Origin of the sequence: Promicromonospora sp. NPDC059942, from assembly GCF_042731755.1 — a bacterium.
GTDB lineage: Bacteria > Actinomycetota > Actinomycetes > Actinomycetales > Cellulomonadaceae > Promicromonospora.
Genome location: NZ_JBHWLR010000004.1, coordinates 340,221 through 365,281, shown reverse-complemented (window position 1 = coordinate 365,281; position 25,061 = coordinate 340,221). Strand labels below are relative to the sequence as shown.

21 protein-coding genes are annotated in these 25,061 nt (G+C 72.5%); 9 read left to right on the top strand and 12 right to left on the bottom strand.

Annotated features, from left to right (window positions below; translation table 11 throughout):
- Positions 1–187: 187 nt before the first annotated feature.
- The 9 genes from ACFV9Q_RS08855 to mshD all read right to left on the bottom strand — a co-directional run bounded on the left by ACFV9Q_RS08855 (position 188) and on the right by mshD (position 11,243).
- On the bottom strand, positions 188–1,804 hold the full coding sequence (locus ACFV9Q_RS08855; protein ID WP_377234093.1) for an MDR family MFS transporter: 1,617 nt from the start codon (positions 1,802–1,804) through the stop codon (positions 188–190).
- On the bottom strand, positions 1,801–2,304 hold the full coding sequence (locus ACFV9Q_RS08850; protein WP_377234092.1) for a MarR family winged helix-turn-helix transcriptional regulator: 504 nt from the start codon (positions 2,302–2,304) through the stop codon (positions 1,801–1,803). The genes ACFV9Q_RS08855 and ACFV9Q_RS08850 overlap by 4 nt, the downstream gene beginning before the upstream one ends.
- Before the next feature lie 181 nt (positions 2,305–2,485).
- Positions 2,486–3,928, bottom strand: a complete 1,443-nt coding sequence (locus ACFV9Q_RS08845) for a sugar porter family MFS transporter (RefSeq protein WP_377234091.1) — start codon at positions 3,926–3,928, stop codon at positions 2,486–2,488.
- 76 nt (positions 3,929–4,004) lie between these two features.
- The gene (locus tag ACFV9Q_RS08840) at positions 4,005–5,009 is read right to left on the bottom strand and encodes an anion permease (protein ID WP_377234090.1); all 1,005 of its coding nucleotides are present in this window, start codon (positions 5,007–5,009) and stop codon (positions 4,005–4,007) included.
- Position 5,010: 1 nt separating this feature from the next.
- Complete coding sequence (locus ACFV9Q_RS08835; protein WP_182620292.1) at positions 5,011–5,628, bottom strand: DUF47 family protein; 618 nt, start codon at positions 5,626–5,628, stop codon at positions 5,011–5,013.
- 338 nt (positions 5,629–5,966) lie between these two features.
- Entirely contained in the window at positions 5,967–6,566 is a 600-nt protein-coding gene (locus ACFV9Q_RS08830) for a hypothetical protein (RefSeq protein ID WP_377227205.1), read from the bottom strand.
- Positions 6,567–6,660: 94 nt separating this feature from the next.
- Positions 6,661–7,674: an NUDIX domain-containing protein gene (locus tag ACFV9Q_RS08825; RefSeq protein WP_377234089.1), complete on the bottom strand. Its 1,014-nt coding sequence runs from the start codon at positions 7,672–7,674 to the stop codon at positions 6,661–6,663.
- Positions 7,675–7,691: 17 nt separating this feature from the next.
- Entirely contained in the window at positions 7,692–10,157 is a 2,466-nt protein-coding gene (locus ACFV9Q_RS08820; RefSeq protein ID WP_377234088.1) for an RNA degradosome polyphosphate kinase, read from the bottom strand.
- A 114-nt stretch (positions 10,158–10,271) separates the two neighbouring features.
- On the bottom strand, positions 10,272–11,243 hold the full coding sequence (gene mshD, locus ACFV9Q_RS08815; protein ID WP_377234087.1) for a mycothiol synthase: 972 nt from the start codon (positions 11,241–11,243) through the stop codon (positions 10,272–10,274).
- A 160-nt stretch (positions 11,244–11,403) separates the two neighbouring features.
- Here mshD and ACFV9Q_RS08810 point away from each other — a divergent pair, with 160 nt between their 5' ends.
- The 7 genes from ACFV9Q_RS08810 to ACFV9Q_RS08780 are packed head-to-tail and all read left to right on the top strand — an operon-like array spanning position 11,404 to position 19,263.
- The gene (locus ACFV9Q_RS08810; RefSeq protein ID WP_377234086.1) at positions 11,404–12,741 is read left to right on the top strand and encodes an amidohydrolase family protein; all 1,338 of its coding nucleotides are present in this window, start codon (positions 11,404–11,406) and stop codon (positions 12,739–12,741) included.
- Between the two features lie 5 nt (positions 12,742–12,746).
- Entirely contained in the window at positions 12,747–13,517 is a 771-nt protein-coding gene (locus ACFV9Q_RS08805; RefSeq protein ID WP_285107559.1) for an ABC transporter ATP-binding protein, read from the top strand.
- Entirely contained in the window at positions 13,514–14,350 is an 837-nt protein-coding gene (locus ACFV9Q_RS08800; protein ID WP_377227164.1) for an ABC transporter permease, read from the top strand. The genes ACFV9Q_RS08805 and ACFV9Q_RS08800 overlap by 4 nt, the downstream gene beginning before the upstream one ends.
- A 46-nt stretch (positions 14,351–14,396) precedes the next feature.
- The gene (locus tag ACFV9Q_RS08795; RefSeq protein ID WP_377234085.1) at positions 14,397–15,632 is read left to right on the top strand and encodes a hypothetical protein; all 1,236 of its coding nucleotides are present in this window, start codon (positions 14,397–14,399) and stop codon (positions 15,630–15,632) included.
- Positions 15,633–15,641: 9 nt separating this feature from the next.
- Positions 15,642–17,000, top strand: coding sequence for an FAD-binding oxidoreductase (locus ACFV9Q_RS08790; RefSeq protein ID WP_377234084.1), 1,359 nt, complete (start codon positions 15,642–15,644; stop codon positions 16,998–17,000).
- The gene (locus ACFV9Q_RS08785) at positions 17,000–17,824 is read left to right on the top strand and encodes a creatininase family protein (protein ID WP_377234083.1); all 825 of its coding nucleotides are present in this window, start codon (positions 17,000–17,002) and stop codon (positions 17,822–17,824) included. Before ACFV9Q_RS08790 ends, ACFV9Q_RS08785 begins: the two co-directional genes overlap by 1 nt.
- Positions 17,821–19,263, top strand: a complete 1,443-nt coding sequence (locus ACFV9Q_RS08780; RefSeq protein WP_377234082.1) for an amidohydrolase family protein — start codon at positions 17,821–17,823, stop codon at positions 19,261–19,263. The genes ACFV9Q_RS08785 and ACFV9Q_RS08780 overlap by 4 nt, the downstream gene beginning before the upstream one ends.
- Here the strand turns inward: ACFV9Q_RS08780 and ACFV9Q_RS08775 are convergent.
- The gene (locus ACFV9Q_RS08775) at positions 19,232–19,831 is read right to left on the bottom strand and encodes a helix-turn-helix domain-containing protein (RefSeq protein ID WP_377234081.1); all 600 of its coding nucleotides are present in this window, start codon (positions 19,829–19,831) and stop codon (positions 19,232–19,234) included. The two genes, ACFV9Q_RS08780 and ACFV9Q_RS08775, sit on opposite strands and share 32 nt — an antisense overlap.
- Before the next feature lie 137 nt (positions 19,832–19,968).
- On the opposite strand from ACFV9Q_RS08775, the gene ACFV9Q_RS08770 reads away from it, so the two are divergent.
- Entirely contained in the window at positions 19,969–20,478 is a 510-nt protein-coding gene (locus tag ACFV9Q_RS08770; RefSeq protein ID WP_377234080.1) for a flavin reductase family protein, read from the top strand.
- Positions 20,479–20,527: 49 nt separating this feature from the next.
- Here the strand turns inward: ACFV9Q_RS08770 and acs are convergent, their stop codons facing one another.
- Positions 20,528–22,558, bottom strand: coding sequence for an acetate--CoA ligase (acs, locus tag ACFV9Q_RS08765; RefSeq protein WP_377234079.1), 2,031 nt, complete (start codon positions 22,556–22,558; stop codon positions 20,528–20,530).
- Positions 22,559–22,739: 181 nt separating this feature from the next.
- Here acs and ACFV9Q_RS08760 point away from each other — a divergent pair, with 181 nt between their 5' ends.
- Entirely contained in the window at positions 22,740–23,831 is a 1,092-nt protein-coding gene (locus ACFV9Q_RS08760) for an NADH:flavin oxidoreductase/NADH oxidase (RefSeq protein WP_377234078.1), read from the top strand.
- 588 nt (positions 23,832–24,419) lie between these two features.
- On the opposite strand, the gene ACFV9Q_RS08755 is transcribed toward ACFV9Q_RS08760, so the two are convergent.
- Positions 24,420–24,977, bottom strand: a complete 558-nt coding sequence (locus ACFV9Q_RS08755) for a GNAT family N-acetyltransferase (RefSeq protein WP_377234077.1) — start codon at positions 24,975–24,977, stop codon at positions 24,420–24,422.
- Between the last annotated feature and the right edge of the window lie 84 nt (positions 24,978–25,061).

Here is a 25,061-nt window from a genome sequence, read left to right as displayed (position 1 = left end):
CCCAAAAGGGCCGGGGAAGGTTCTTCGTTTGTTGGGGGGTTTCGCTGTGGTCCCTGTGGCAGACGGCGACACCGTCCTCGGACGCGTCCGTGCTGGATCTGCCTGTACTCGAGAGCATGCGCCCATGATGACGCGTCAAGCGCCCGGATCACAGCCCGCGGGCACGAAATCCCCCGCTTGCTACGCCTTAGACCTCGGTGGCTTCGAGATCCTGGAGCTGGTCGATGCCCGACCGGTGACCCAGCGGCACCTCCTTGATGAGGGAGACGCAGACCAGGGCGATCAGGGCGAGCGGGACGGCGGCGAGGAAGATGTCCGCGATGCCGTTCGCGTAGGACTTCTCGACGACCTCGACCAGCAGGGCCGGGAGCGTCGAGAGATCGGGCAGCGTGCCGCCGCCGGAGGACAGCGCCGACGGGTCGATCCCCTGCTTGACGAGCTCCGGTGCGATCTCGGTGACCCCGGTCTTCAGGTTCTCCTTCACGCTGTGCCCCAGGATCGCGCCGAGGGCGGAGACGCCGATCGCGCCGCCGAGCGAACGGAAGAACGTCACGGTGGACGTGCCCGAGCCCGAGTCCTTGATGTGCAGCGTGTTCTGCGTGGCGAGCACCATGTTCTGCATGAGCATGCCGACGCCCGCGCCGAGCACGAACAGGTAGATCGACACCAGCACGAACGAGGTCTGGTAGTCGAGCGTCGACAGGAGCAGCAGGCCGCCCGTCAGCAGCACGCCGCCGACGACCATGAACGGCTTGTACCGGCCGGTCTTCGAGATGAGCTGGCCGCTGACCGTGGACGACAGGAACAGGCCGACCACCATCGGGATGGTGTAGAGGCCGGACTCGGTGGGCGTCTTGCCGCGCGAGAGCTGCATGTACTGGCTCAGGAACACCGACGAGCCGAACATCGCGACGCCCACGGCGACCGAGCCGATCACGGCGAGCACCAGCGTGCGGTTCTTGAACAGGTACATGGGGATGAGCGGGTTCTTGACGCGGAGCTCGACGAGCACCGCGATCGCGAGGATCACCAGGGAGCCGCCGACCATCGCGGCCGTCTGCCAGGACATCCAGTCGAACTTGCTGCCCGCGAAGGTGATCCACAGCAGCAGGGTGGCGATGCCGACCGAGATCAGCGTGGCGCCGATGACGTCGATCCGGGCCGAGCCCTTCGGCCGCTTGGGCAGCTTCAGGGTCAGCTGCAGCACGATGATCGAGGCGATCGCGAACGGCAGGCCCACGAAGAAGTTCCAGCGCCAGCTGATGGCGTCGGTGAGGAAGCCGCCGAGGATCGGGCCACCGACCATGCCGATACCCATGATCGAGCCCATGAGGCCCATGTACCGGCCGCGCTGGCGCGGGCTGATGATGTCGGCGATGAGCACGGCGGCCAGGGACTGCAGGCCGCCCGCGCCGATGCCCTGGAAGGCACGGAACGTGATGAGCTGGCCGACGTCCTGCGAGAAGCCCGCGGCGGCCGCCGAGAGCACCGAGATGACCAGTGCGATCTGGATGAGGGTCTTGCGGTTGGTGAGGTCGGCGAGCTTGCCCCAGATCGGGGTCGAGATCGTCGAGGTCAGCAGGGTCGCCGTCACGACCCAGGTGAAGGCCGACTGGCCGCCCTCGAGGTCGGTGATGATCTTCGGCAGGGACGACGAGACGACGGACATCGCGAGGACCGACACGAACATGCCGAGGAGGATCCCGGACAGCGCCCGGAGAACCTCGGTGTGCGTCATGGCGGGTGGTTCGCCCTGGAGGTGGTCGGGCTCGGCCACCGTGGTCGTGGTGTTGGGGCTGGTCATGCACACTCCTGCTGGTTCTGGGGGGTCTTCCGGTGCGTGATGTCCGCACTGATGGTGTCGACGAGGCGGTCCAGCGTGCGGGTCGCCTCGGCGAGGTCCTCGGGGGACCAGGTGGCGAACGCCTGGTCGATGAGCTTCTTGTACTGCTCGGTGGCCTCGGCAGCGAGGGCCCGGCCGGCGTCGGTCAGCTCGACGGTGCGGACCCGGCGGTCCTCGTCGTCGACGGTCCGGACGACGTACCCGGCGTCGGCCAGCGTGCTGACCTGGCGGCTCGCGACCGACAGGTCGACGCGCTGACGCGCGGCGATGTCGGACAGGGAGACCGGGCCGCACCTGTCGAGCAGGTGCAGCACGGCGACGCCGGCCCTGGGCCAGTCGAGCTCGTGGGCGATACGTGCCGCCGCCTCCCGCTGGGCGCGGGAAAGACTCTGGAGCGCGGTGATCAGGGCGACGGCGGGGGCTTCGGTGCCGGACAGCGTCCGGCTGCTGTGGGAAGTCATGGGTGCCTCGCGGTTGATTGCTTAAAGCAACTATATCCAGATGGTTGCCGAATGCAAGCGTCTCCGGCTGGGCGCACCGACGACGGCGGTGTGACCTGCGCTACACCGCCGACCGGCGCACGAAAGAAAACGGCGCCGCCCCCCGGATGGGGGAGCGGCGCCGTGCTTCGCCTGCCGAGGTCTAGGCCCCGGCGCGGGACTCGTCGCCCATGTCCTCGAGCTCCATGCCCTTGGTCTCGGGCACCTTGGTGAACACGAAGAAGAAGCTCAGCGCCGCGAAGGCCGCGTACATCAGGTACGGCACGCTGGCGCCGAACGCGGACAGCAGCGGCGGGAACGTCAGGGTGATGGCGAAGTTGGCGATCCACTGCATGGCCGCGGCGACGCCGAGGGCGGCGGCACGGATGCGGTTGGGGAACATCTCGCCCAGCAGCACCCACACGAGCGGGCCCCACGAGGCGCCGAAGAAGACGACGAACGCGTTGGCGCAGATCAGCGCGATGACGCCCCACGGGCCGCTCAGCGAGATGTCGGAGCCCGTGCCGGTCGCCTGCGTGAACGCGAGGGCCATGAGGCCGAGCGACACGGTCATACCGGCCGAGCCGATCAGCAGCAGCGGGCGGCGGCCCACCTTGTCGATGAGCGCGATGGCGATGAACGTGACGGCGACGTTCGTGATCGACGTGATGGTGGAGACCAGGAAGGCCTGGCTCTCGTCGAACCCGACGGCCTGCCACAGGGTGCTCGAGTAGTAGAAGATCACGTTGATGCCGACGAACTGCTGGAACACCGACAGCAGGATGCCCACCCAGACGATCGGCTTGAGGCCCAGGGCGCTGCCCCGGAGCGAGCCCTCGGAGGCGTTGGCCTCGTCGATCACGATGCTCCGGTGGATCTGCGCGAGGCGGTCGTCGACGTCCTCGTCGGGCCCGAGGACGCTGGCCAGGACGGAGCGTGCCTCGTCGTCACGCCCCTTCGCGGCGAGGTAGCGCGGCGACTCGGGGATGCGCAGGGCGAGGATGCCGTAGACGGCGGCCGGGATCACGGCGACCAGGAACATCCACCGCCAGGCCTCCCAGCCGAGCCACAGGACGTTGGCGGCGCCGCCGGCCGACTCCGCGAGGATCTGGTCGGAGAGCAGGGCCGCGAAGATACCGATGGTGATCGCGAGCTGCTGCAGCGAGCCGAGACGGCCGCGCATCGCGGCGGGCGCGATCTCCGCGATGTACGCGGGCGCGATCACCGACGCGATGCCGATGCCGACGCCGGCCATGAACCGCCAGACGGCGAGGTCCACGGCGGAGAACGCGATGGCGGAGAGGATCGACGACACGAAGAACAGCACGGCGCCGAGCACCATGACGTGGGTGCGGCCCCAGCGGTCGGCCAGGCGCCCGCCGGCCCAGGCGCCGAGCGCGCAGCCGAGCAGCGCGACGGCGACCACGAGCCCGGTGATCGTCGGGTTGAGCGAGAACTGACCCTGGATGGCGTCCACGGCCCCGTTGATCACGGAGCTGTCGAAGCCGAACAAGAAGCCGCCCACCGCGGCGGCGAAGGCGAGTGCCGTTGCCTTGCGGTGGGCCGATTGCGCGGAGGCGCTCGGTGCCGTGTGACCAGTGCTCATGCTGCGATGCTAAGTCGCCCGATGCCAAGTCGCCCCCCGGGGCGGTCGCGCACGGAGCGCTCCTCCGGGGGGCGGGTCAGGTGAGGAACGGCCAGAGCGCCCATGTCGCCAGCGCGGCCACCAGAGCGGCCGCGGGGATGGTGAGGACCCAGGCGATCGCGATGTTCTTGGCCACGCCCCAGCGCACGGCGGAGAGCCTGCGGGTGGCGCCCACACCCATGATCGCCGAGGTGATCGTGTGCGTGGTGGAGACCGGGGCGTGCAGCACGAACGCGTTGACGTACAGCACGAGCGCCGAGACGGACTCGGCCACGAAGCCGCGCGCCGGGTCGAGCTCGATGATCTTGCGGCCGAGCGTGCGCATGATGCGCCAGCCGCCCGAGTACGTGCCCGCGGAGATGGCCGCCGCCGCGCACAGCTTGACCCACAGGGGGATGCCGGTGTCCGGGTTGGCCCAGCCCACGGTCAGCAGCGCCAGGTAGATGACGCCCATCGTCTTCTGCGCGTCCTGCAGGCCGTGGCCCAGCGCCATAGCGGCGGCCGAGGCCGTCTGCGCGATGCGGAAGCGCCGGTGGGTCTTGGCCGGCGCGGCGTTGCGGAAGATCCACAGCACGGCGATCATCACGGCGAACGCCAGGCCGAAGCCCACCAGCGGCGAGACGACCATGGGGAGCACGACCTTGTCCACGATCGCGGACCAGTAGACGCTCATGCCGCCCGCGAGCCCGGCCCCGACCAGCCCGCCGATGAGGGCGTGGGTGGACGACGACGGCAGCCCGAACCACCAGGTGATGAGGTTCCAGGTGATCGCGCCGAGCAGCGCGCACAGCACCACGGCGAGCTCCGCGTGCGTGCTCGCGCCCGTGAGGTCGACGATCGAGGTGGCGATGGTCTCCGCGACCTCCGTGCCCAGCAGGGCGCCCGCGAAGTTCATGGTCGCCGCCATGAGGAGCGCGACGCGCGGCGTCAGCGCCCGGGTCGAGACCGACGTGGCGATCGCGTTCGCGGCGTCGTGGAAGCCGTTCGTGTAGTCGAAGCTCAGGGCGAGCGCGACCACGAGGACGACGAGGGCGACCTCCAACTCAGGACTCCTTGAGGGCGATGGTCTCGACCATGTTCGCCACCTTCTCGAAGCTGTCCGCGGCGTTCTCGAGAACCTCCACGATCTCCTTCAGCTTCATGAGCTGGACCGGGTCGCCGGCCAGGTCGTCGAAGAGCTGCGCGATGAGCTTGCGGTGCAGCTTGTCCGCCTGGTTCTCCAGGCGGTTCACCTCGACCCAGTAGTCGGCGAGCTTGTCCATCGAGCGCAGGCGGGGCATGGCCTCGGCCGTGAGCTCCGCGCACCGCTGCAGCACCTGGACCTGGTCGGAGACGCGGTCCGGCAGGCCCTCGACCTTGTAGAGGACGATGAGGTCGGCGGCCTCGTCCATCTCGTCCATGCAGTCGTCCAGGGCCGAGGCCAGGCTGGAGATGTCCTCGCGGTCGAACGGCGTCACGAAGGTCTGGTTGAGACGCCGCATGATCGAGTGTGTGGCGTCGTCGGCGAGATGCTCGACGTCGTGCATCTCGTCGGCCAGCTTCTCGCGGCCTGCCTTGTCGGCCCCGAGCAGCTCCGCCAACAGGGACGAGCCCCGGACGAGGTGCTGGGCCAGGGCGGCCAGTAGATCGAAGTACGTGGTGTCGCGCGGAGTAAGGCGCACGAGGGCTCCCGTTCTGAGGGCTCTGGAACCTGCTCAGCGTAGAGCCGTTGCCGACTATCGCCAATTTGCAAGGTCATGCTTTGGCGACTCGTGACACACGGCACAGCGCGCGTGCCGGGTCATGGTGCACGGTGCCGTGGCCGGGATACGGGGGAGAGTTGGGCGACGCCGAACCGGGAGCGCCTCTCGGCGCGGGGCCGCTCGTAGCGGCTTGAGGTGGAGCCCGGGGCTACCGCAGCCCGGCGTCGCATGGACCATCGTAGTCCCGTACGCGGATCTGCCAAGGGGGTCGGACGTCACAGGGCGCGCCCGCGCGGAGGACTTGACAGCGTGCGGGCCTACTCCAGGGAGCCGGTTCTCCACAGGTCACCGGCTCGTTCCAGCTCTTCCGCGGTGCGCAGCAGCGAGCTGGCGCCCCGGGTCATCCGGGTGGCGCCGGTGGGGTCGGCGACCTCGCGGGAGTCCGCGTCGAAGGCCGCGCCGGTCGAGAGGATCCGGCAGAACGCGCCCGCCCGTTCGAGCGCGACGGCGAGGTCTCCGGTGAACACGCCGGACAGCACGGCGTCGGCGAGTATCTGCAGGTCACCGGGCTCCGGCGGGCTCGGCACGCCCGCGACGGCCTCCTGGACGGGGGCGGCGTCCACACCGAGTCGATACCTGAGCATGACGGTAGGCATGTCCCGCCGCACCCACTCGCGCAGCACGTACAGGCGCCAGAGCGCGCCGGGCAGGGAGACGGGGGCGGCGTCGGCCCACAGGCCGGCGACGGTGTCCAGGCCCTCGTTCTCGACGAGGTGGATGAGCCGCTCCACCACGGCGGGGTCCTCGGCGGTGCGGGCGCGGTCCACGAGCGCCCTGGCCGTCGCGTGGGCGATCTCGTCACGCAGGGCAGGGTCCGTCTCGCCGGGAAGCGCGTCGGCGTCCCGGGGGTCCAGCATGGCCGGCCGTCTCGGCGGTCGTTGGTCGCTGCTCATGGAGACCGATAGTGCGCCGAAATGAAACGTGTGTCCACCACGATCCTGGTCGATCTGGTCACCAGACCTGCGGACCTACCTTCTCCGTGGCCACGACGCGCGGTCCCGAGGGGGTCTCGGCGACGTGCGCGACGAGCACCTCGCCGGGTTCGAGGAACGGGTCCTGCCGGGGCAGGCCGTCCGCCACGGCGCCCTCCGCGTGCTGGGCGATCACGTCCAGCACGGTGGGCAGCACGGGCCGGTGGGTGCAGATCACCGACGACTCGGTGGTCTCCTCCAGCAGCTCGCCCACGGTCGCCGCGACGCGCGACGGCGACCGCTCGTGCTGCGCCTCCGTGAGGTACTCGCTGTAGCTCGGGCGCAGCCCCGCGGCCCGCACGTACGGGTCGATGGTCGTGGCGCAGCGCTCCCAGCGGGAGCTGATCACGTGCTCGACGCCGTAGGCGGCCAGCACCGGCACCAGCGCGGCGGCCTGCCCGTGCCCGAGCGGCGTGAGCGGACGGTCGCGCTCCCCGCCGTGCCAGGAGGCGCGTGACACCGCCCGGCCGTGCCGCGCGATGACGAGCGCGCGGGTGTCCAGCGCGCCCTCGGCCTCGGCGGCCAGCAGGGCGTTCAGGGGCCCGCGGTCGGACGCTCGGGTGAGGCGGCTCACCGCGTCGGCCGCGTCCAGCCACTCCGCCGTGTCGACCTCCTCGCGGTCGACCGGTCCGACCGGCGCGCGGGCCGCGAGCCCCGCGGTGTCCCGGCCGCGTCGGGCCCGGCGGGACGCCCAGTAGTGCACCCGCTTCACGCGGCCCTCCGGCGTCAGGTACTGCAGGCCGGGCAGGGGGCGGCCGAGCACGATCTCCTTGCCCGTCTCCTCGGCGACCTCACGGATCGCGGCACCCTGGAAGGTCTCGCCGGTCTCCAGCTTGCCCTTGGGCCACGACCAGTCGTCGTAGCGGGGGCGGTGCACCAGCTGCACCTGCACGTTGCCGGCCCGACGGCGCCAGACGATCCCGCCCGCCGTCATCACCACAGGGGTGTGCATCCCCGCCGGCGGCGAGGTCGCCGTCGTCGGCTCGGTACCCACCACCGACCTCCGGACCGTCACCGGACAGGCTCGAGCCGACGCCGCTGGCGCTGGATCAGGACCGCCTGCAGGTCGCGGAGGCCGTTCCCCTCCGAACCCGAGGACGGGCGTTCCCAGGTGCCGTCCGGCAACAGGTGCCAGGACGCCGTCGTGTCCGCCATGGACTCGTCCAGCAGCCCCAGGAGCTCACCGATGTGGGTCGGGTCGGAGATCCGGATCAGGGTCTCGACGCGGCGGTCGAGGTTGCGGTGCATCAGGTCGGCCGACCCGATGTACACCTCGGGGCCCGCCGGGGGTCCCTCGGCAAGGGCGGGGCCCACCGAGTTGGCGAACGCGAAGATGCGCGAGTGCTCCAGGAACCGGCCCAGGATGGACCGCACGCGGATGTTCTCGCTCAGCCCGGGCACGCCCACGCGGACGGCGCAGATGCCGCGCACCACCAGGTCGATCTTCACGCCGGCCTGGGAGGCGCGGTACAGGGCGTCGATCACCGTCTCGTCGACCACCGAGTTGATCTTCATCTTGACCCACGCCTCGTGGCCCGCGCGGGCGGCGGCCGCCTCGCGCTCGATGCGCTCGACCAGGCCGGCGCGGACGGCGCGGGGCGCCACGAGGAGCCGGTGGAACGTCGACTTCGGGGCGTACCCGGAGAGCTGGTTGAACAGCCGCGTCAGGTCCTGGCCCACGTCGGGGTCGCAGGTCAGCAGGCCGTGGTCCGTGTACAGCCGCGCCGTCTTGGGGTGGTAGTTGCCCGTGCCGACGTGGCAGTAGCGCAGGAGGGAGCCGTCGGGCTCCTGGCGCACCACGAGCGACAGCTTGCAGTGCGTCTTGAGGCCCACGATCCCGTAGACCACGTGCACGCCCGCCTCCTCGAGCTTGCGCGCCCAGGAGATGTTGGCCTCCTCGTCGAACCGGGCCTTGATCTCGACCAGGGCGAGCACCTGCTTGCCGGCCTCGGCGGCGTCGATCAGCGCGTCCACGATGGGCGAGTCGCCCGACGTCCGGTACAGGGTCTGCTTGATCGCCAGCACGTTCGGGTCGGCCGCGGCCTGCTCCAGGAACGTCTGCACGCTCGTGGAGAAGCTGTCGTACGGGTGGTGCAGCAGGATGTCCCGGCGTCGGATCGCGGCGAAGACGTCGGTCGGCTTGGAGCTCTCCACCTCCGCGAGGTGCCGGTGCGTGGACGGCACGAACGGCGGGTAGTGCAGGGAGGTCAGGTCGAGGTCCGCGATGAGGTTGAGGCCCGTGAGGTCCAGGAGCGCGGGCAGCTCGTAGACCTCCTCCTCCTTGACGCCCAGCTCCCGGACGATCAGGTCCCGGATGCGCGGGCTGATGTCCTTGGCGATCTCCAGGCGCACCGGCGGGCCGAACCGGCGCCGCAGGAGCTCCTTCTCCATCGCCTGGAGCAGGTTCTCGGCGTCGTCCTCCTCGACGTCCACGTCCTCGTTGCGGGTGACGCGGAACGTGTGGCTGTCCCGCACCTCCATCCCGGGGAACAGGTAGTCGAGGTGCTGGGCGATGACCTCCTCCAGCGGCACGAACGAGAGCGGGCCGCGCTGCGGGTCCGCCTTCTTGGTGCCGGGGCGGCGGGGCTTGCCCGACGCGTCGACCGCGATGAAGCGCGGCAGCAGCGGCGGCACCTTGACGCGGGCGAAGTGCTCCTTGCCCGTCGCCGGGTTGGCCACCACCACGGCCAGGTTGAGCGAGAGCCCCGAGATGTAGGGGAACGGGTGCGCCGGGTCCACCGCCAGCGGGGTGAGCACCGGGAAGATCTGCTTGCGGAAGAACTTGTGCAGCCGCTCCTGCTCCTTGGTGTCCAGCTCCTCCCAGTGCACCAGCGTGATGCCCTCGGCGGCCAGCGCCGGCTGCACCTCGTCCTCGAACACGCGCGCGTGCCGGGCCATCAGGGTGTGCGCGCCCTCGGAGATCGCCGACAGCGCCTGGCGCGGGCTGAGGCCCGAGGCGCTCGTGACCGCGATACCCGTGGCGATGCGGCGCTGCAGGCCGGCCACCCGCACCATGAAGAACTCGTCCAGGTTGGACGCGAAGATCGCCAGGAACCGCACGCGCTCCAGCAGCGGGATGCGCGGGTCCTCCGCGAGCTCCAGCACCCGCTGGTTGAACGCGAGCCAGCTCAGCTCGCGGTCGGCGAACCGGTCGACCGGCAGCGGCTCGCCGAGCAGCGGGTCGAGCAGGCTCGTGCCGCCCGGGTTCTCCGCGATGTGCTCCGCGATGTGCGCGGCCAGGCTCGGGTCCAGGGAGTGCGGCGCCAGGATGTCCTCCGGCTCGCCGGGCTTCGGCGGGGCCGGCCTCGGCGCGGCCTGCTTCTGTGCGGGCTTCTCGGCGACGGCGGGCTTCGGCGCGGCCGGACGCGCGGACCCGTCGCCGCCGGCGGGCGCGCCGTCGGTCGCCTGGGCGGCCGGCGCCGGAGCGGCCTCGCCGTCGGTCGGCTCAGCGCTTGCCGTACGGGGGCTCTGCTTCATGAATCGGCCATTCTTGTCCCGGGTCCTGGCGGAGCTGGTCGCGACGCTGTCCTTCATGTCGTTCATGGTGTCACCGTTCGGTACACAGTGGGTGACGATCCCGGAGAGCGTCCGTCACGGGCGGGCATACTGCACGTGTACGGCGGCCCGTGCGAAGCCCGCGCGCTCGTACGTGGCCAGGGCGGGCGTGTTGTCACCCTCCACGTACAGCACGGCGCGCGTGGCCTCGGAACGGGCGAGGTGCGCCAGCCCCACGTCGGTCATCAGCCGGCCGAACCCCTTGCCCTGCTGGTCCGGGTCGACACCCAGCGCGTAGATCTCGCCGTCGCGCGCGTCGTCCGGCTGGCCCGGCTCCGTCTTGGTCCACTGGAACGCGACCGGGTCGGCCTCTGCGTCGTCGTCGGGGACCGCGTCGTCGGGCACCAGGAGGAAGAAGCCCTCCGGGTCGAACCACGGCTCGGCCTGCCGGGCGCGCAGGTCGTCGAGCGACATCCGGCCCTGCTCCGGGTGGGTGGCGAAGGCGCGGGCGTTGATCCGCAGCCAGGCGGCGTCGTCGACCCCCGGGCGGAACGTGCGGACGCGGTAGCCCGCGGGGGCGGCGGGCACCTCCGGGACGCCGTCCGCCCCGGTGAGCGGGCGGGCCAGGAAGAGCAGCTCGCGCACCGGCCGCAGCCCCGCCGCCCGCGCGAACTCGCGGGCGGGCTCCAGGTCGCCGTGCGCCCACACGCGCAGCTGCTTGCCGTGCTGGCCGGGCTCGCCCGAGCGGGACGGCAGCGTGGCGTCGCGCTCCGCGGTGCGCAGCAGCACCCGGCCGTGACCGTTCCTGCGGTGCTCCGGATGGATCACCAGCTCGGCGCTCGCGGTCTCGCCGGAGCGGTCGATCTGCACGTAGCCCACCGTGCTGCCCGCCGTGGTGTGCGCCACGACGTGCGTGATCCACTCCGCGTCCGTGCCGAGGTTGAGCAGGGGCTGCTCGGACAGCGGCGCGACGCCGTCGTGCGCCTCCGCGGCCGCGGCCAGGTCTCGGACGGCCTGCTGGGCGTCGGCGTCGAGCGGGCCGATCTCGATGGGGGCGGCGATTCGCATGGACCCATCTTGCTCCACGGGGCGGGGCGACGTTTCACACGGCCGCGCCGCACCGGACACGCGGCGGAAACAGGCCGCCTCTAGCGTTCCGAATGTTCCTCTGATCAACATTCTCGTCCGGCCGGACCGGCGGAGAGGAGATGCCGTGCACGACGGCACCATGAGGTCGGCGCCTCTCCCCGTCGGCGGTCCCGACGGTGCCGCGCTGCTCGCCGGCGTCCACGTCACCGCCCTGCGGGGTGTGCGCACGGTCGACGGCGAGCTCGTCGACGTGGAGATCGACGCCGGCCGGGTCACCTCCGTGGCGCCCGCCGGACGGTCACCGCTCCTCGGCGACGACGCGGGGCGGCTGGACGCGACGGGCTGGCGCGCGCTGCCCGCGGCGTCCGAGCCGCACGCGCACCTCGACAAGGCCCTGACCGCCGCGCGCATCCCCGCCGGGACGGGGGAGGACCTCGTGGGCGCGATCGAGCGCTGGCGGGAGATCGCCCCGCACATCGACGGCGCCGACGTGCTCGACCGCGCCCGGGCCGCCGTGGGCCGCTACGTGAGCCGGGGCATCACGACCGTCCGGACCCACGTGGACGCGCCCGCTGAGGGCGACCCGCTGCGCATGCTGGACGCCCTGCTCGCGCTCCGCGAGGAGCTCGCGGGGTCGGTCACGCTCCAGGTCTGCCTGCTCGGCGGGTGGCACACGCCCACCGAGGTCTTCGAGGAGGCGGCCGCCCGCGGCGTGGACGTGCTCGGCGGGTGCCCGCACCTGGCCCCCGACCCCCGCGCGGAGATCGCCCGGGTGCTCGACCTGGCCGAGCGCACCGGCCTGCCCGTGGACCTGCACGCCGACGAGCAGACGGCGCTGCCGGACGACGGCGTGCTCGACGTCGAGGTGCTCGCCCGCGAGGTGCTCGCGCGCGGCCTGACCCAGCGCGTGACCGCGAGCCACGCCGTGCGGCTCGGGTCGCTGCCGCCGGACCGCCTCGGCCCCGTCGTCGACCTCGTCGCCCGGGCCGGCCTGGGCGTGGTGACGCTGCCGATCACCAACCTCTACCTCCAGGGCCGCGACAGCACGCACCTCGCGCCCCGGGGGCTGACCGCCGTGCGCGCCCTCCTGGACGCGGGAGTTCCCGTGGCCGCGGGGGCCGACAACCTGCGCGACCCCTTCAACCCCGCGGGCAGCGCCGACCCCTTCGAGACGACGTCGCTGCTCATGACCGCGGCGCACCTGTCCGCGCGGGAGGCGCTCGACGCCGTGACCTCGGGCGCGCGCACCGTGCTCGGCCTCCCCGCCGCCGGCCTGTCGGTCGGCGACCGCGCCGATCTCGTGCTGGTGCCCGACGTGCCGCTCGGCGACGTGCTGGCCGGCGCGACCCTGGCACGCGTGGTCGTCGCCGGCGGCCGCGTCGTGGCCGACACCCGCGTGCAGACCGCCCTCGCCCTCGGACCGGCCGCCGTCCCGGCCGCCGCCGGGGCCCCGCAACCCGACCAGCTCGTGAGGTGACCCCAGTGAGCACAGTGAGCACGACGACCCCGCGACCCCGGTCCATGACGCGCACCCTCGTGCTCGACGACGTGGCCAAGGCGTTCCCGACCGGCACCGTGGCGCTCGAGGGGGTGAGCCTGACGGTCGCCGCCGGCGAGTTCGTCTCCGTCGTCGGGCCCTCCGGCTGCGGCAAGTCCACCCTGCTGCGCCTCGCCTCGGGACTCGACGAGGTGACCGGCGGCGACATCGAGGTGAACGCCACCTCGACGTCGTACGTGTTCCAGGAGCCCACGCTCCTGGAGTGGCGCAGCGCGCTGCGCAACGTCGAGCTCGCGGGGGAGCTGCGGGGTGCCGCGAAGGCGGACCGCCGCAAGCGGGCGCAGGAGGCGCTCGACCTCGTCGGCCTGACCGGCTTCGAGAAGCAGCACCCCCGGCAGCTCTCCGGCGGCATGCGGATGCGCGTGTCGATCGCCCGGGCGCTCGTCGCCGAGCCCGACCTCGCGCTGTTCGACGAGCCCTTCGGCGCGCTCGACGAGATCACCCGGCTGCGGATGCAGACCGAGCTGCAGAGCCTGTTCGCGCTCAAGGGCTTCGCCGGGCTGTTCATCACGCACTCCGTCTCCGAGGCGGTCTACCTCTCCACCCGGGTGGTCGTGATGAGCGGCCGGCCCGGCCGGGTGGTGGCCGACATCCCGGTCCCCTGGTCCTACCCGCGCCCGCCCCGGCTCCGGTACGAGCCCGAGTTCGCGGCGCTCACCGGCGAGGTCTCGGCGGCCCTCGAGGAGCACTCATGAGCACCACCCGCCTCAGCGCCACGCGCCCGACGACCACCCGGCGCCGGCTGTTCGCCGCCGGCGCGGCGGCCGGGCCGCTGCTCGCGGCGGTGCTCGGCATCGTCGCCGTCTGGTACGGCGTCACCTACCTCGTGCTCACCCCCGAACGGCGCTTCCTGCTGCCGCCGCTGCACGAGGTGCTCGCGAACACGCTCGGCAACCCGAACGTCATGAACCCCATGCTCGACGCGCTCTGGCAGACCGTCGGGGTGGCGCTGTGCGGGCTGGCGATCGCCGTGGTGCTCGGCATCGGGTACGCCGTGGTCATGGCGCAGGCCGGCTGGGCGGAGAAGATCCTCTACCCGTACGCCGTGATCCTGCAGACCATCCCGATCCTGGCCCTCACGCCCCTGATCGGGATCTGGATGGGCTACGGCTTCAGCGCCCGCATCGTCGTGTGCGTGATCATCGCCCTGTTCCCGATGATCGCGAACACGCTGTTCGGGCTGCAGTCCGCCGGACCCGCCGCGCACGACCTGTTCACGCTGAACCGCGCCACCCGCGTGCAGCGGCTCCTCAAGCTCCAGTTCCCCGCGGCGCTCCCGTCGATCTTCACCGGCCTGCGCAACGCGGCGGGCCTGAGCGTCATCGGCGCCATCGTCGGCGACTTCTTCTTCCAGCAGGGCTCGCCGGGGATCGGCGGCCTGCTGCGCACCTACACGCTGCGCCTGAACATGGACGCCCTGTTCATGGCCATCATCCTCACCGCGCTGTTCGGGGTCGCGATGTTCTCCGTCTTCGCAGCGCTGGACCGGGCCGTCATCGGCCGCTGGTACGGCCGCGGCGCCGCCTGAGCGCCGCGCGTCCCCTCGCCCCACCTCTCCCCCCTCAGGAGTCCGCATGTCCTTGTCCAGAACGTCCGTGTCCCGAACGCCCTTGTCCCGACCGCTCCTCACCCGACCGCGACGCCTCGCGTTCGCCGCGCTGTCCGTCCTCCCGCTCCTCGCCCTGACCGCCTGCGGCTCCGGCACCGCCGACGCGCAGGCAGGCGCCACCGGCCAGGTCGACGCGCCGGCGGCCGAGGCGGGCGGCCCCCTCGACCTGTCCGACGTGTGCCCCGCGACCGTCGTCATGCAGCAGGACTGGCAGCCCGAGGCGGAGCACGGGGCGATGTACTCGCTCGTCGGCCCGGACCTCACGGTGGACACCGACACCAAGTCGGTCACCGGCTCCCTGGTGGCCCAGGGCGTCGACACGGGGGTGGACGTCGAGGTGCGGCCCGGCGGGCCGAACGTGAACTTCCAGCCCGTCCCGTCGCTCATGTACCTCGACGACTCGATCCTGCTCGGCGCCGTGACCACCGACGCCCAGATCACCGCGCTGGCCGACAACCCGGTGGTCACCGTCGCCTCGATGCTCACCACCAGCCCGCAGATCGTCATGTGGGACCCGGAGAGCCACGACGGCGCCGAGACGATCAAGGAGGCCGCCGCGGACGGCGACCCCGTGGTCTCCTCCGGCGACGTCTTCCCCCGCCTGCTCGCCGCCCAGGGCATCATCGACGACGCGCAGATCGACCTCAGCTACGAGGGCACGCCGCAGCGCTTCGTGTCCGACCCGGCCGTGCTGCAGCAGGGGTTCGCCACGGCCGAGCCGTACATCTACGAGAACGAGATCCCGCAGTGGGGCAAGCCGGTCGGCTACCAGCTCCTCGCCGACGTCGGCTACTCGGTCTACCCGGAGGCGCTCGCCGTGCGCGCCGACAAGGTCGAGGAGAACGCCGACTGCCTGGCCAAGCTCGTGCCGGTCATGCAGCAGGCCCAGATCGACTACCTCGACGACCCGCAGGCCACCAACGAGCTGATCGTCGACCTCGTCGACCAGTACCAGACCGGGTGGACCTACTCGCTCGGCGTGGCCGACTTCTCGGTCCAGGCCCAGAAGGACCTCGACCTCGTGGTCGACGACCCGGCCTCCGGGGTGTTCGGCAGGATCGACCCGGACCGCATGACCGAGATCGTCGACACCTTCGCGCCGATCCTCGTGGACGCCGGCCAGATCGAGTCCCCGGACATCGAGCCCGAGTCGCTGTACACCAACGAGTTCACCGACGACACCATCTCGATGGGGAGCTGACGAGCACCGATGACCGACGAGACACCGAACACCGCCGAACGGTCCGCGCTGGCCGCGGCCGAGATCGCCCGCACGCTCGGGCCCGAGCTGGTCTCCGTCGACGCCGAGCTGCTGCTCAAGGCGTCGTCCGACTGGTCGCGCATGTCGCCGGTCCTGCGGGAGAAGGTCCCCGCGGGCCGGTACCTGCCGGACGCCGTGGTGCGCCCGACCACCGCGGACGAGGTGGCGCAGGTGCTGCGCATCGCCTACGAGCACGACGTCCCGGTGACCCCACGTGGGTCGGGGACGGGCAACTACGGGCAGGCGACGCCGTTCGACGGCGGGATCGTGCTCGACCTGCGCGGCCTCGACACGATCCGCGTCAACGACTCGGGCACGGTGACGGCGGGCGCGGGCGCGAAGATCAGCGCGATCGACGTGGCGGCCCGCGCCGCCGGGCGGGACATCTGGATCTACCCGTCCACCAAGGGGACGACGATCGGCGGGTTCGTGGGCGGCGGGTCCGCCGGCACGGGGACGATCGAGCACGGATCCACGTCCGACGGGTTCGTGCTCTCCCTGACCGTCGCCCCGATGGACGGCAGCGGCACGACGTTCACGGTGACCGGCCCCGACGTCCTGCCGTACGTGCACGTCTACGGCGTCACCGGGGTCATCGTGGAGCTGGAGATCGCCACCGACCCCGCCCGCGACTGGGTGGCCGTCTACGCGGCCTTCGCCGACTGGGCGTCGCTCACGGGCGTGCACCGCTCGCTGCTCGACCTGCCCGTGCTGCCGCGGCTCGCGTCCGCCGACCCGCCCGCGCTGGTGCCGAGCCTGCCCGCCCCCGTGCCGCTTGACCCCGCGCGGTACAGCCTGCGGGTCATCGCCGAGGCCTCGACCGCGGCCGAGGTCGAGGCGCGGGTCGTGGCGGCGGGCGGCGAGGTGGTCGCGAGCCTCGCGGACTACGCGGCGACCGACAAGCTGTCCTCGATGTCGTACAACCACCCGGTCTACCACTTGCAGCAGGCGCACCCCGAGCGCACGTGGTTCCACATGGAGACCGGCGGACGGGCGCACTGGGAGCGCGAGGACGAGGTCCGGGCGGTCTACGCCGGCGACGTCCACCTGCACCTGGAGCTCATGGGCACCGCCCCGCTCGCCATGGTGGTCGCCGACTACGTCTCCGAGGCCGAGGCGCTCGCCGGGATCGAGCGCCTGGAGGCGCTCGGCCTCGGCGTGCACTCGCCGCACCAGTGGTACGTGGACCGGCACGTCGACCTCGCCCGCGAGACGGCCCGCACCACCGACCCGAAGGGCCTGCTCAACCCGGGCAAGCTCGTGGACGCGCCGCCGGTCGACACCCGCGTGAACATCGGGGTGCGCTGATGGGCGCGGCCGGGGCCCCGCGGTTCGCCGACCTGACGTGGCCCGAGATCGAGGCGCTGCCCGACGACACCGTGGCGGTGCTGCCCCTCGGCGCGATCGAGCAGCACGGCCCGCACCTCCCCGTGTCCACGGACCTGGTCACGGCGAGCGAGGCCGCGGCGGCGGCCGCCGCCGCGGTGACGGCGTCCGGCGCGGCGTCCGTCGTGCTGCTCGAACCGCTCGCCTACACCAAGTCGGACGAGCACGCGGGTTTCCCCGGCACGATCTGGCTGTCCTGGGACACGCTCATGCGCGTGCTGGTCGACGTCGGCCGGTCCGTCGCGGCCTCGGGCATCACCCGGCTGCTGTTCGTCAACGGGCACGGCGGCAACTCCGCGCTCGGCCAGGTCGCCAACCGCGAGCTGCGCCGCCGGTTCGGGCTGCGCACCTTTTTCGCGCACGTCGCGACGCCGCGCGACCAGGGCGGAGTCCCGGCGTCCGGCGCGGAGCACGGGCTGGGCGTGCACGGCGGCCACGGCGAGACCTCGCTCATGCTGCACCTGCGGCCGGAGCTGGTCCGCATGGAGCGCGCCGAGCGGCGCGTGCCGGAGGACCTGCTCGCGTACGAGCAGATCGGCTTCGGCCGGCCGACGTCGTTCGGCTGGCTCTCGAGCGACTTCGGCCCGGACGGTCATATCGGCGACCCGACGACGGCCACCGCGGAGGCGGGCAAGGAGTTGTTCGAGCACGCGGTCGAGCACCTCGTGCGCACCTTTGTCGAGGTGTCCCGGTTCACCACCCCGGCCGACGGGGCCGCGGGGCTGACGGCGCGGGACCGGGGGTGAGCGCTGCGGGGTCCGGCGGTGGGGCCGGAGGCGGGGCCGGCGCTGGCGTCGGCGGCGGGCCGCGGACGGCGCCGGGGCTGGTCGTGCGGGGCGCGCTCGCGGTGCGCACCGGTCCGGGCGCGGTCGAGGGTGAGCCGGGCGGCGACGTCGTGGTGGGCGGTGACGGGCGGGTGGTGAGCGTGGGGCCCGTCGCTGCGGGGTCTGCGGACGGCGGGCCTGTGGACGGCGGCTCTGTGGGCGTCGAGGTGCTCGACGCCACCGGCTGCGTCGTCACCCCGGGCCTGGTGAACGCGCACCACCACCTGCTCCAGACGGCGTTCCGGACGCTGCCCGGCACCCGCGGCGTCCCGATGCGCGCCTGGCTCGGCCTGATGGCCGGCGCCTACGCGCGCGCCGGGGTGGACGCGGAGCTGGTGGGCCTCGCCGCACGTGCGGGGCTCGCCGAGGCGCTGCTCAACGGCGTCACGACCGTCGCCGACCATCATCTGACCTGGCCCGCGGCGCTGTCCACCGCCGACACGGTGGACCTCGCCCGGGCCGCCGCCGGGGCGGCCGACGAGCTCGGGGCGCGCCTCGTGCTGGTCCGCGGCTCCGCGGGCGACGACGCCGAGGCGGCGGCGTCGAGCGCCGACGCGATCGCCGCGGCGCTGGTGGGCGACGCGCCCGGCGGCGTGCGCGCCGACGGCCGCGTCCAGGTGGCGGTCGGTCCGGCCGGGGTGCACAGCGACGGCGAGCCGACGTTCCGGCTGCTGGGCGAGGTGGCGGCGCGGCGCGGGCTGCGTCGTCGGACCCAGGCCAACGAGCAGGTCGACGTGGTCGCGGCGCTGGAGCGCTACGGCCGCCGTCCGCTGGACCTGCTGGACGAGTGGGGCTGGCTGGCCCCCGACGTCACGGTCGCGCACCTGTGCGACGTCACCGACGCCGAGATCGGCCGCCTCGCCGCCTCCGGCGCGTCCGCGACGCACGCGCCGGGGTGCGACGTGCCGATGGGCTGGGGCGTGGCCCCCGTAGCGCGGCTGCTCGCCGCCGGCATCGCCGTGGGCCTCGGCACCAGTGGCGGCGGGTCCAACGACGCCGGCCACCTGCTCGCGGACGCGCGCCTGGCCATGCAGGTCTCCGCCCTGGTCGGCCGCCAGCTCACGGCGCGCGAGCTGCTGGACGCCGCCGGCGCGGGGTCGGCGGACGGGCTCGGCAGGCCCGAGCTCGGCCGGCTCGAACCCGGCTCGGCCGGCGACCTGTGCGTCTGGGACGTGAGCGGCGTCGCCGACGCCGGGGTGGCCGACCCGGTCGCCGGCCTGCTCTGGGCCGCTCCGGGCCGCCGGCCGCGCCACGTCGTCGTCGGCGGGCGGGTGGTCGTCCGCGACGGCCGCCTGGTGACGGCGGACGAGCGCGAGGCCGCGCGGGGGCTCAGCCGGCGTCTCGCGGCAGTCGCTGCTTGACGACCAGCAGGCGGTAGGGCTCGCCGTCGGCGCTGGCCCAGCGGTGGCGGGTGCCGCCGCGGTAGAAGGCGGAGTCGCCCGGCCCGGCGCTCTCCAGCGTCCCGTCGAGGTCGAGCAGCACGTGACCCTCCACGACGTAGGCGAACTCGTCCTCGTCGTGCGCCCAGTACGGACCCGGCTCGCGGGACGTCCCGGTGTACTCCATCGGGTCGAACGGGCGGTCGCCGGCCGGCGCGAGAGCCCGGACGGTGCCGCCGCCCGCCGAGGCGGCCGACGCGTCGTCGGTCCGGCGCACCACGGGGGTGCCGCCCGCCGCCGGGGCCGTGGCCTCGGTGAGCAGGAGCTGCTGGGTGGTGCCCAGGCGGTCCGCGACGCGGAACAGCGACGACATGCTCAGCCGTGCCCGGCCGCGCTCGACCTGGCTGAGGAACGAGTGCGAGAGGCCGGTCGCCTCGGCGAGCTGGACGAGGGTCAGGCCCTGGGCGTGCCGCAGCCCGCGGATCTTCTGACCCAGGCGGGTGACCGATCGATCGAGAGGGTCGGTGGCCTCGTCGATACGCACGTCCATGCCTCGAATGCTAGGGGAAACGGGCCCTCCGGCGGTGGCGTGGCGGCGTGTTTCGGGGCTCGTCCGCAGTCGTAACAGAACCCGCGCGCCGGAGTGATCCCGGCGAAACATCGGGCGCGGAGGATGGAGATATGTTGATGTCATCAACATCGCCTCTCGATCCCGTCGCCGACGGTTTCCGGGACGCGATGGCCGGGCTGGCGAGCGGTGTGTGCGTGGTGACGACGGCGGCGGGCGGAGTGCTCGCGGGCCTGACGACCACCGCGGTGATGAGCGTGAGCCTGGATCCGCCGCTGGTCGCCGTCGGAGTCGCGCACTCCAGCCGCACGCTCGGGCCGCTGCGGGCGGCGCGCCGGTTCGCCGTCCACGTGCTGGCGCACGACGCGCGGGAGGTGGCGGCGGTCTTCGCCTCCAAGGCGCCGGACAAGTTCGCCGGCCTCGCCGTCCGCCCCGGTGCGGGCGGTGTGCCCGTCCTCACCGAGGACGCTCGGCACGTGCTGGAGTGCGAGACCTGGACCGAGGTCGAGGCCGGCGACCATCTGCTGCTCCTGGGGCGGGTGGTCCGGGTGCACGCTTCCGGGGCCGCCGAGGGGCGCGCGCTGGTGCACTTCGACCGAACGTTCCACGAGGTCGGGCCGGGGGAATGAGCGCGCCGGCCGCCGGGGTGGTCGCGCCACCCCGGCGGCCAGGGGCCGGTCAGTCCTCCGAGGACGCCGACGGCGCCGCCAGGCCCGCCGTGATCAGGTCCATCACGGAGGAGTCGGCCAGCGTCGTGGCGTCGCCCACCGCGCGGTCCTCGGCGACGTCGCGCAGCAGACGGCGCATGATCTTGCCCGACCGGGTCTTCGGCAGCTCCGACACCACGAGGATCTTCTTCGGCTTGGCGATCGGGCCGATCTCCTTGCCCACGTGGTCGCGCAGCTCCTTCTGGACCTCGGCGGCACCCTCCGGCGTCGCCGCGCGGCCGGCGTGGCTGCCGCGCAGGATCACGAACGCGACGACGGCCTGGCCGGTGGTCTCGTCCGCGGCGCCGACGACGGCGGCCTCCGCGACGATCTCGTGCGACACGAGCGCCGACTCGATCTCCGTGGTGGACAGCCGGTGGCCGGACACGTTCATCACGTCGTCCACGCGCCCGAGCAGCCAGATGTCGCCGTCCTCGTCCTTCTTGGCGCCGTCGCCCGCGAAGTAGAGGCCGTCGAACCGCGACCAGTACGTCTCCTTGTAGCGCTCCAGGTCACCCCAGATGCCGCGCAGCATGGACGGCCACGGCTCGGAGATCACGAGGTAGCCGCCACCACCGTCGGGCACGGGCTTGGCCTCGTCGTCGACCACGGTCGCGGCGATGCCGGGCAGCGCGACCTGCGCCGAGCCGGGCTTGGTCGCGGTGACGCCCGGGAGCGGGCTGATCATGATCGCGCCGGTCTCCGTCTGCCACCAGGTGTCGACGATCGGGGCCCTGTCGCCGCCGATGACGTGGCGGTACCACATCCACGCCTCGGGGTTGATGGGCTCGCCCACCGAGCCGAGGACACGCAGGGAGGTGAGGTCGAACGCGCCGGGGATCTCGTCGCCCCACTTCAGGCAGGTGCGGATCGCGGTCGGGGCCGTGTACAGGATCGACACCTTGTACTTCTCGACGAGCTCCCACCAGCGGCCGCGGTGGGGGGTGTCGGGCGTGCCCTCGTACAGCACCTGCGTGGCGCCGTTCACGAGCGGCCCGTAGACCACGTAGGAGTGGCCGGTGACCCAGCCGACGTCGGCGGTGCACCAGTAGACGTCGGTCTCCGGCTTCAGGTCGAACACGTTCTTGTGCGTGTACGCCGCCTGGGTGAGGTAGCCGCCGGTGGTGTGCAGGATGCCCTTCGGCTTCCCGGTGGTGCCGCTCGTGTACAGGATGAACAGCGGGTGCTCCGCCTCGACGGCGACCGGCTCGTGCTGGTCGGACGCCTCGGCGAGGGCCTCGTGCCACCACACGTCCCGGCCCTCGACCCAGTCCACGTCCTGCTCGGTGCGCCGCACGACGAGCACCTTGCGGACCGTGGTCGGGTCGGCGCCCTCCTTGGGGGCGAGGGCCTCGTCGACAGCCGGCTTGAGGGCCGACGGCGCGCCGCGGCGGTAGCCGCCGTCCGCCGTGATGACCAGCGTGGCCTCGGCGTCGGCGATCCGGCTGCGCAGGGCGTCGGCCGAGAAGCCGCCGAAGACGACGGAGTGCGGGGCGCCGATGCGGGCGCAGGCCAGCATCGCGACGACCGACTCGACGAGCATGGGCAGGTAGATGACGACGCGGTCGCCGGTCTGCACGCCCAGGGCGGTGAGCGCGTTGGCCGCGCGCGACACCTCCTGCTGCAGGTCGGCGTACGTGACGGTGCGGGTGTCGCCCGGCTCGCCCTCGAAGTGGATGGCCACGCGGTCGCCGTTGCCGGCCTCGACGTGGCGGTCCACCGCGTTGTACGCGGCGTTCAGCGTGCCGTCGGCGAACCAGCGCGCGACGGGGGCTCCGCTCCAGTCCAGCGTCTCGGTGAACGGCGTCTTCCAGGTCACGAGCTCCCGGGCCTGGCCGGCCCAGAACTCCAGGCGGTCGGCCGACGCCTTCTCGTACAGGTCGGCCTGTGCGTTCGCCTGAGCCGCGAACTCCGCGCTGGGCGGGAAGCTCCGGGTCTCGTGCAGAAGGTTCTCGAGGCTGGGGCTGGATGCCGAGCCCGACGTCGGGTTGGTGTCTGTCACGGTGACCTCCGGTGCGCGTCTTCGCGTTCGTTCGGGCAGGTGCTTGGGGCTGCCTTGACGTTGTCTCTGGTCGGTGAGTGTAGTCCCGGACGGTGACACCCCTCACAAACCGGTGTCACTTCCTGAGACGTCGTGCCGTTGCCCCGGAATGGCCCGGGGACCGGCCACGTTACGGGCTGACGTGAGCCTCCTCCTCGAACCGATCGCGCTGCGCGACCTCTCCCTGCCGAACCGCGCCTGGCTGGCGCCGATGTGCGAGTACTCGGCGGACGACGGGCTCCCGAACGACTGGCACCTCGTGCACCTCGGCGCCCGGGCAGCCGGCGGGTTCGGCCTGGTCATGACCGAGGCCACCGCCGTCGTGCCGGAGGGGCGCATCTCGCCGCAGGACACGGGCATCTGGAACGACGAGCAGACCGCCGGGTGGAAGCGGATCGTCGACTTCGTGCACGCGCGCGGGGCGCGGATCGGCATCCAGCTCGCGCACGCGGGGCGCAAGGCGTCGACCTTCCGCCCGTGGGCACCGGAGCAGGGCAGCGTCCCGGTGGCCGACGGCGGCTGGCCGACCGTCGGCCCGTCGGCCCTCCCATACCCGGGCTTTGCCACCCCCGCAGAGATGACCGCCGAGCAGGTCGCGGACGTTCCCGAGCACTTCGCGGCCGCCGCGCGCCGGGCCCGCGAGGCCGGTTTCGACACCGTCGAGGTGCATGCCGCGCACGGCTACCTGCTGCACCAGTTCCTGTCGCCGCTGGCCAACTCGCGCGCAGACGGGTACGGCGGGTCGGCCGAGGCGCGCTCGCGGCTCGTCGAGGAGACGGTGGGCGCGGTGCGCGGTGTCTGGCCGGAGGAGCTGCCGGTGCTCGTGCGGCTGTCGGCGACGGACTGGCTGGACGGCGGCCTCGAGGTGGACGACGTCGCCGCCGTCGCGGGCCGGCTCGGCACGCTCGGAGCCGACCTCGTGGACGTCTCGACCGGGGGCGTGGCACCGGCGCACATCACCGTCGGGCCGGGTTACCAGGTGCCGCACGCCCGTCGCGTGCGCGAGGTGTCAGGCCTGCCGGTCAGCGCGGTCGGGCTGATCAGCGACCCGGTCCAGGCCGAGCAGATCCTCGTGGAGGGCTCGGCGGACGCCGTCATGATCGGCCGCGAGGCGCTGCGCGACCCGCACTGGCCGCTGCGGGCGGCGCACACGCTGCGCGACAAGATCGGGACGGTTCCCGTGGACGCCGGCGTGGGGGTGCAGCCGCAGTACTCGCGGGCGCAGTGGCGGTGATCGGTGCCGGTGATCGGTGACGCCGCGGGAGCCGGCCGCGCCGGGAAGGCGCTGGGGCGAGGGCGCTGTGGCGAGGGCGGCGCGCAAAGGGCGGAAATCACGGCTGACGGCGTTTGAACGCCTGGAGAATTCCGGGTGTGGTGATTCTTTTCCGGCCGGCGTGTATTCCGCGAAACGATTCGCCGTGCGGCCGGGCTCCTCGCAATTTCCGTTCGCGATCCGGAAGTGCGAGGGCCCGGCCACTGCGGTGGCGAGATCTCGGCCTATCGAGTACGGAATCCGGGAGCATCCTCAAGCCGGATTCCGCTCTCACCAGCTGGACGGGGTTGACCGTGCACGTCGCTCGCCGTCGATCAGGCTTGCGCCCTTTCGACCCCCAGGGCACGGTCCCTGCCGCCCTGAATACTTGCTGTGAACACAATCACACTGCCTGTCGGTGACAAAAGCAACCTGAGCGCGGTGATCTTCACAATTGCCAATTCCTGTCATGTGCGCAATTGCCAGGGAAAATCTTCGGCCTTACCGATCCTTGACCTTTTGCGACCAGCGGGATGGGGCAGGAGGCGCTCACCCTCCGCCGTCCGCGGCTCAGAGGCGGCGCAGGTACTGGCGGCAGACGTGGACGCGCGCGAACCTCTCACGCAGCTCCGCCTCGCGCGAGATGTCGGCGTGCAGGAACGCCATCACCGGCGCCGGTAGACCGTCCGGTGCGGCGAAACCTGCCGCGGGCTCGTCGCCGCCCTTGTACACGTGCAGGTAGCGGTGGTTCTCGGCGAAACCTGAGCGCACGTACCAGGCGTTCGCGGCCTCGTCCTCGCGGGTCCAGGCGTCGAGCGTGGTTGCTCCGGCAACCCTGACCTGCGGGATCGCCTCGTCGAGGAGCGCGGTGGCGATGCCCCGGCGGGCGTGGTCGGGGTGGACGGCGACGGTGTCGATCGTCGCCGCGTCGCCGTCGACCTCGACGTCGACAACCCCGCAGATCGTGCCGTCGTCCGCGACCGCCACCAGGCAGACCGCCGGGAGGTCGAACGACGTGCGGTGCTGTTTGACGTCGTCGTAGTACTGCGTGTCCAGGAAGGCGAGCACGCGGCAGCGGAGCCAGCCGGGCTCGTCGTCGGGCGTGTAGGGGCGCACGGTGAAGCTCACGGGAATCCCATCGTCGAAGGGCAGGCGAGTGCGGCGCACCCGGAGGTGCGCGACAGGCGAATCGCTCAGTTCGACGACATGGGC

Coding starts and splice junctions, on each gene's coding strand:
- ACFV9Q_RS08850 (WP_377234092.1), bottom strand. CDS start 2,304: ATGACTTCCCACAGCAGCCGGACGCTGTCCGGCACCGAAGCCCCCGCC.
- ACFV9Q_RS08775 (WP_377234081.1), bottom strand. CDS start 19,831: ATGGACGTGCGTATCGACGAGGCCACCGACCCTCTCGATCGATCGGTC.
- mshD (WP_377234087.1), bottom strand. CDS start 11,243: ATGCGAATCGCCGCCCCCATCGAGATCGGCCCGCTCGACGCCGACGCC.
- ACFV9Q_RS08790 (WP_377234084.1), top strand. CDS start 15,642: ATGACCGACGAGACACCGAACACCGCCGAACGGTCCGCGCTGGCCGCG.
- ACFV9Q_RS08820 (WP_377234088.1), bottom strand. CDS start 10,157: ATGAAGCAGAGCCCCCGTACGGCAAGCGCTGAGCCGACCGACGGCGAG.
- ACFV9Q_RS08845 (WP_377234091.1), bottom strand. CDS start 3,928: ATGAGCACTGGTCACACGGCACCGAGCGCCTCCGCGCAATCGGCCCAC.
- ACFV9Q_RS08785 (WP_377234083.1), top strand. CDS start 17,000: ATGGGCGCGGCCGGGGCCCCGCGGTTCGCCGACCTGACGTGGCCCGAG.
- ACFV9Q_RS08795 (WP_377234085.1), top strand. CDS start 14,397: ATGTCCTTGTCCAGAACGTCCGTGTCCCGAACGCCCTTGTCCCGACCG.
- ACFV9Q_RS08810 (WP_377234086.1), top strand. CDS start 11,404: ATGAGGTCGGCGCCTCTCCCCGTCGGCGGTCCCGACGGTGCCGCGCTG.
- ACFV9Q_RS08830 (WP_377227205.1), bottom strand. CDS start 6,566: ATGCTGGACCCCCGGGACGCCGACGCGCTTCCCGGCGAGACGGACCCT.
- ACFV9Q_RS08855 (WP_377234093.1), bottom strand. CDS start 1,804: ATGACCAGCCCCAACACCACGACCACGGTGGCCGAGCCCGACCACCTC.
- ACFV9Q_RS08770 (WP_377234080.1), top strand. CDS start 19,969: ATGTCATCAACATCGCCTCTCGATCCCGTCGCCGACGGTTTCCGGGAC.
- ACFV9Q_RS08800 (WP_377227164.1), top strand. CDS start 13,514: ATGAGCACCACCCGCCTCAGCGCCACGCGCCCGACGACCACCCGGCGC.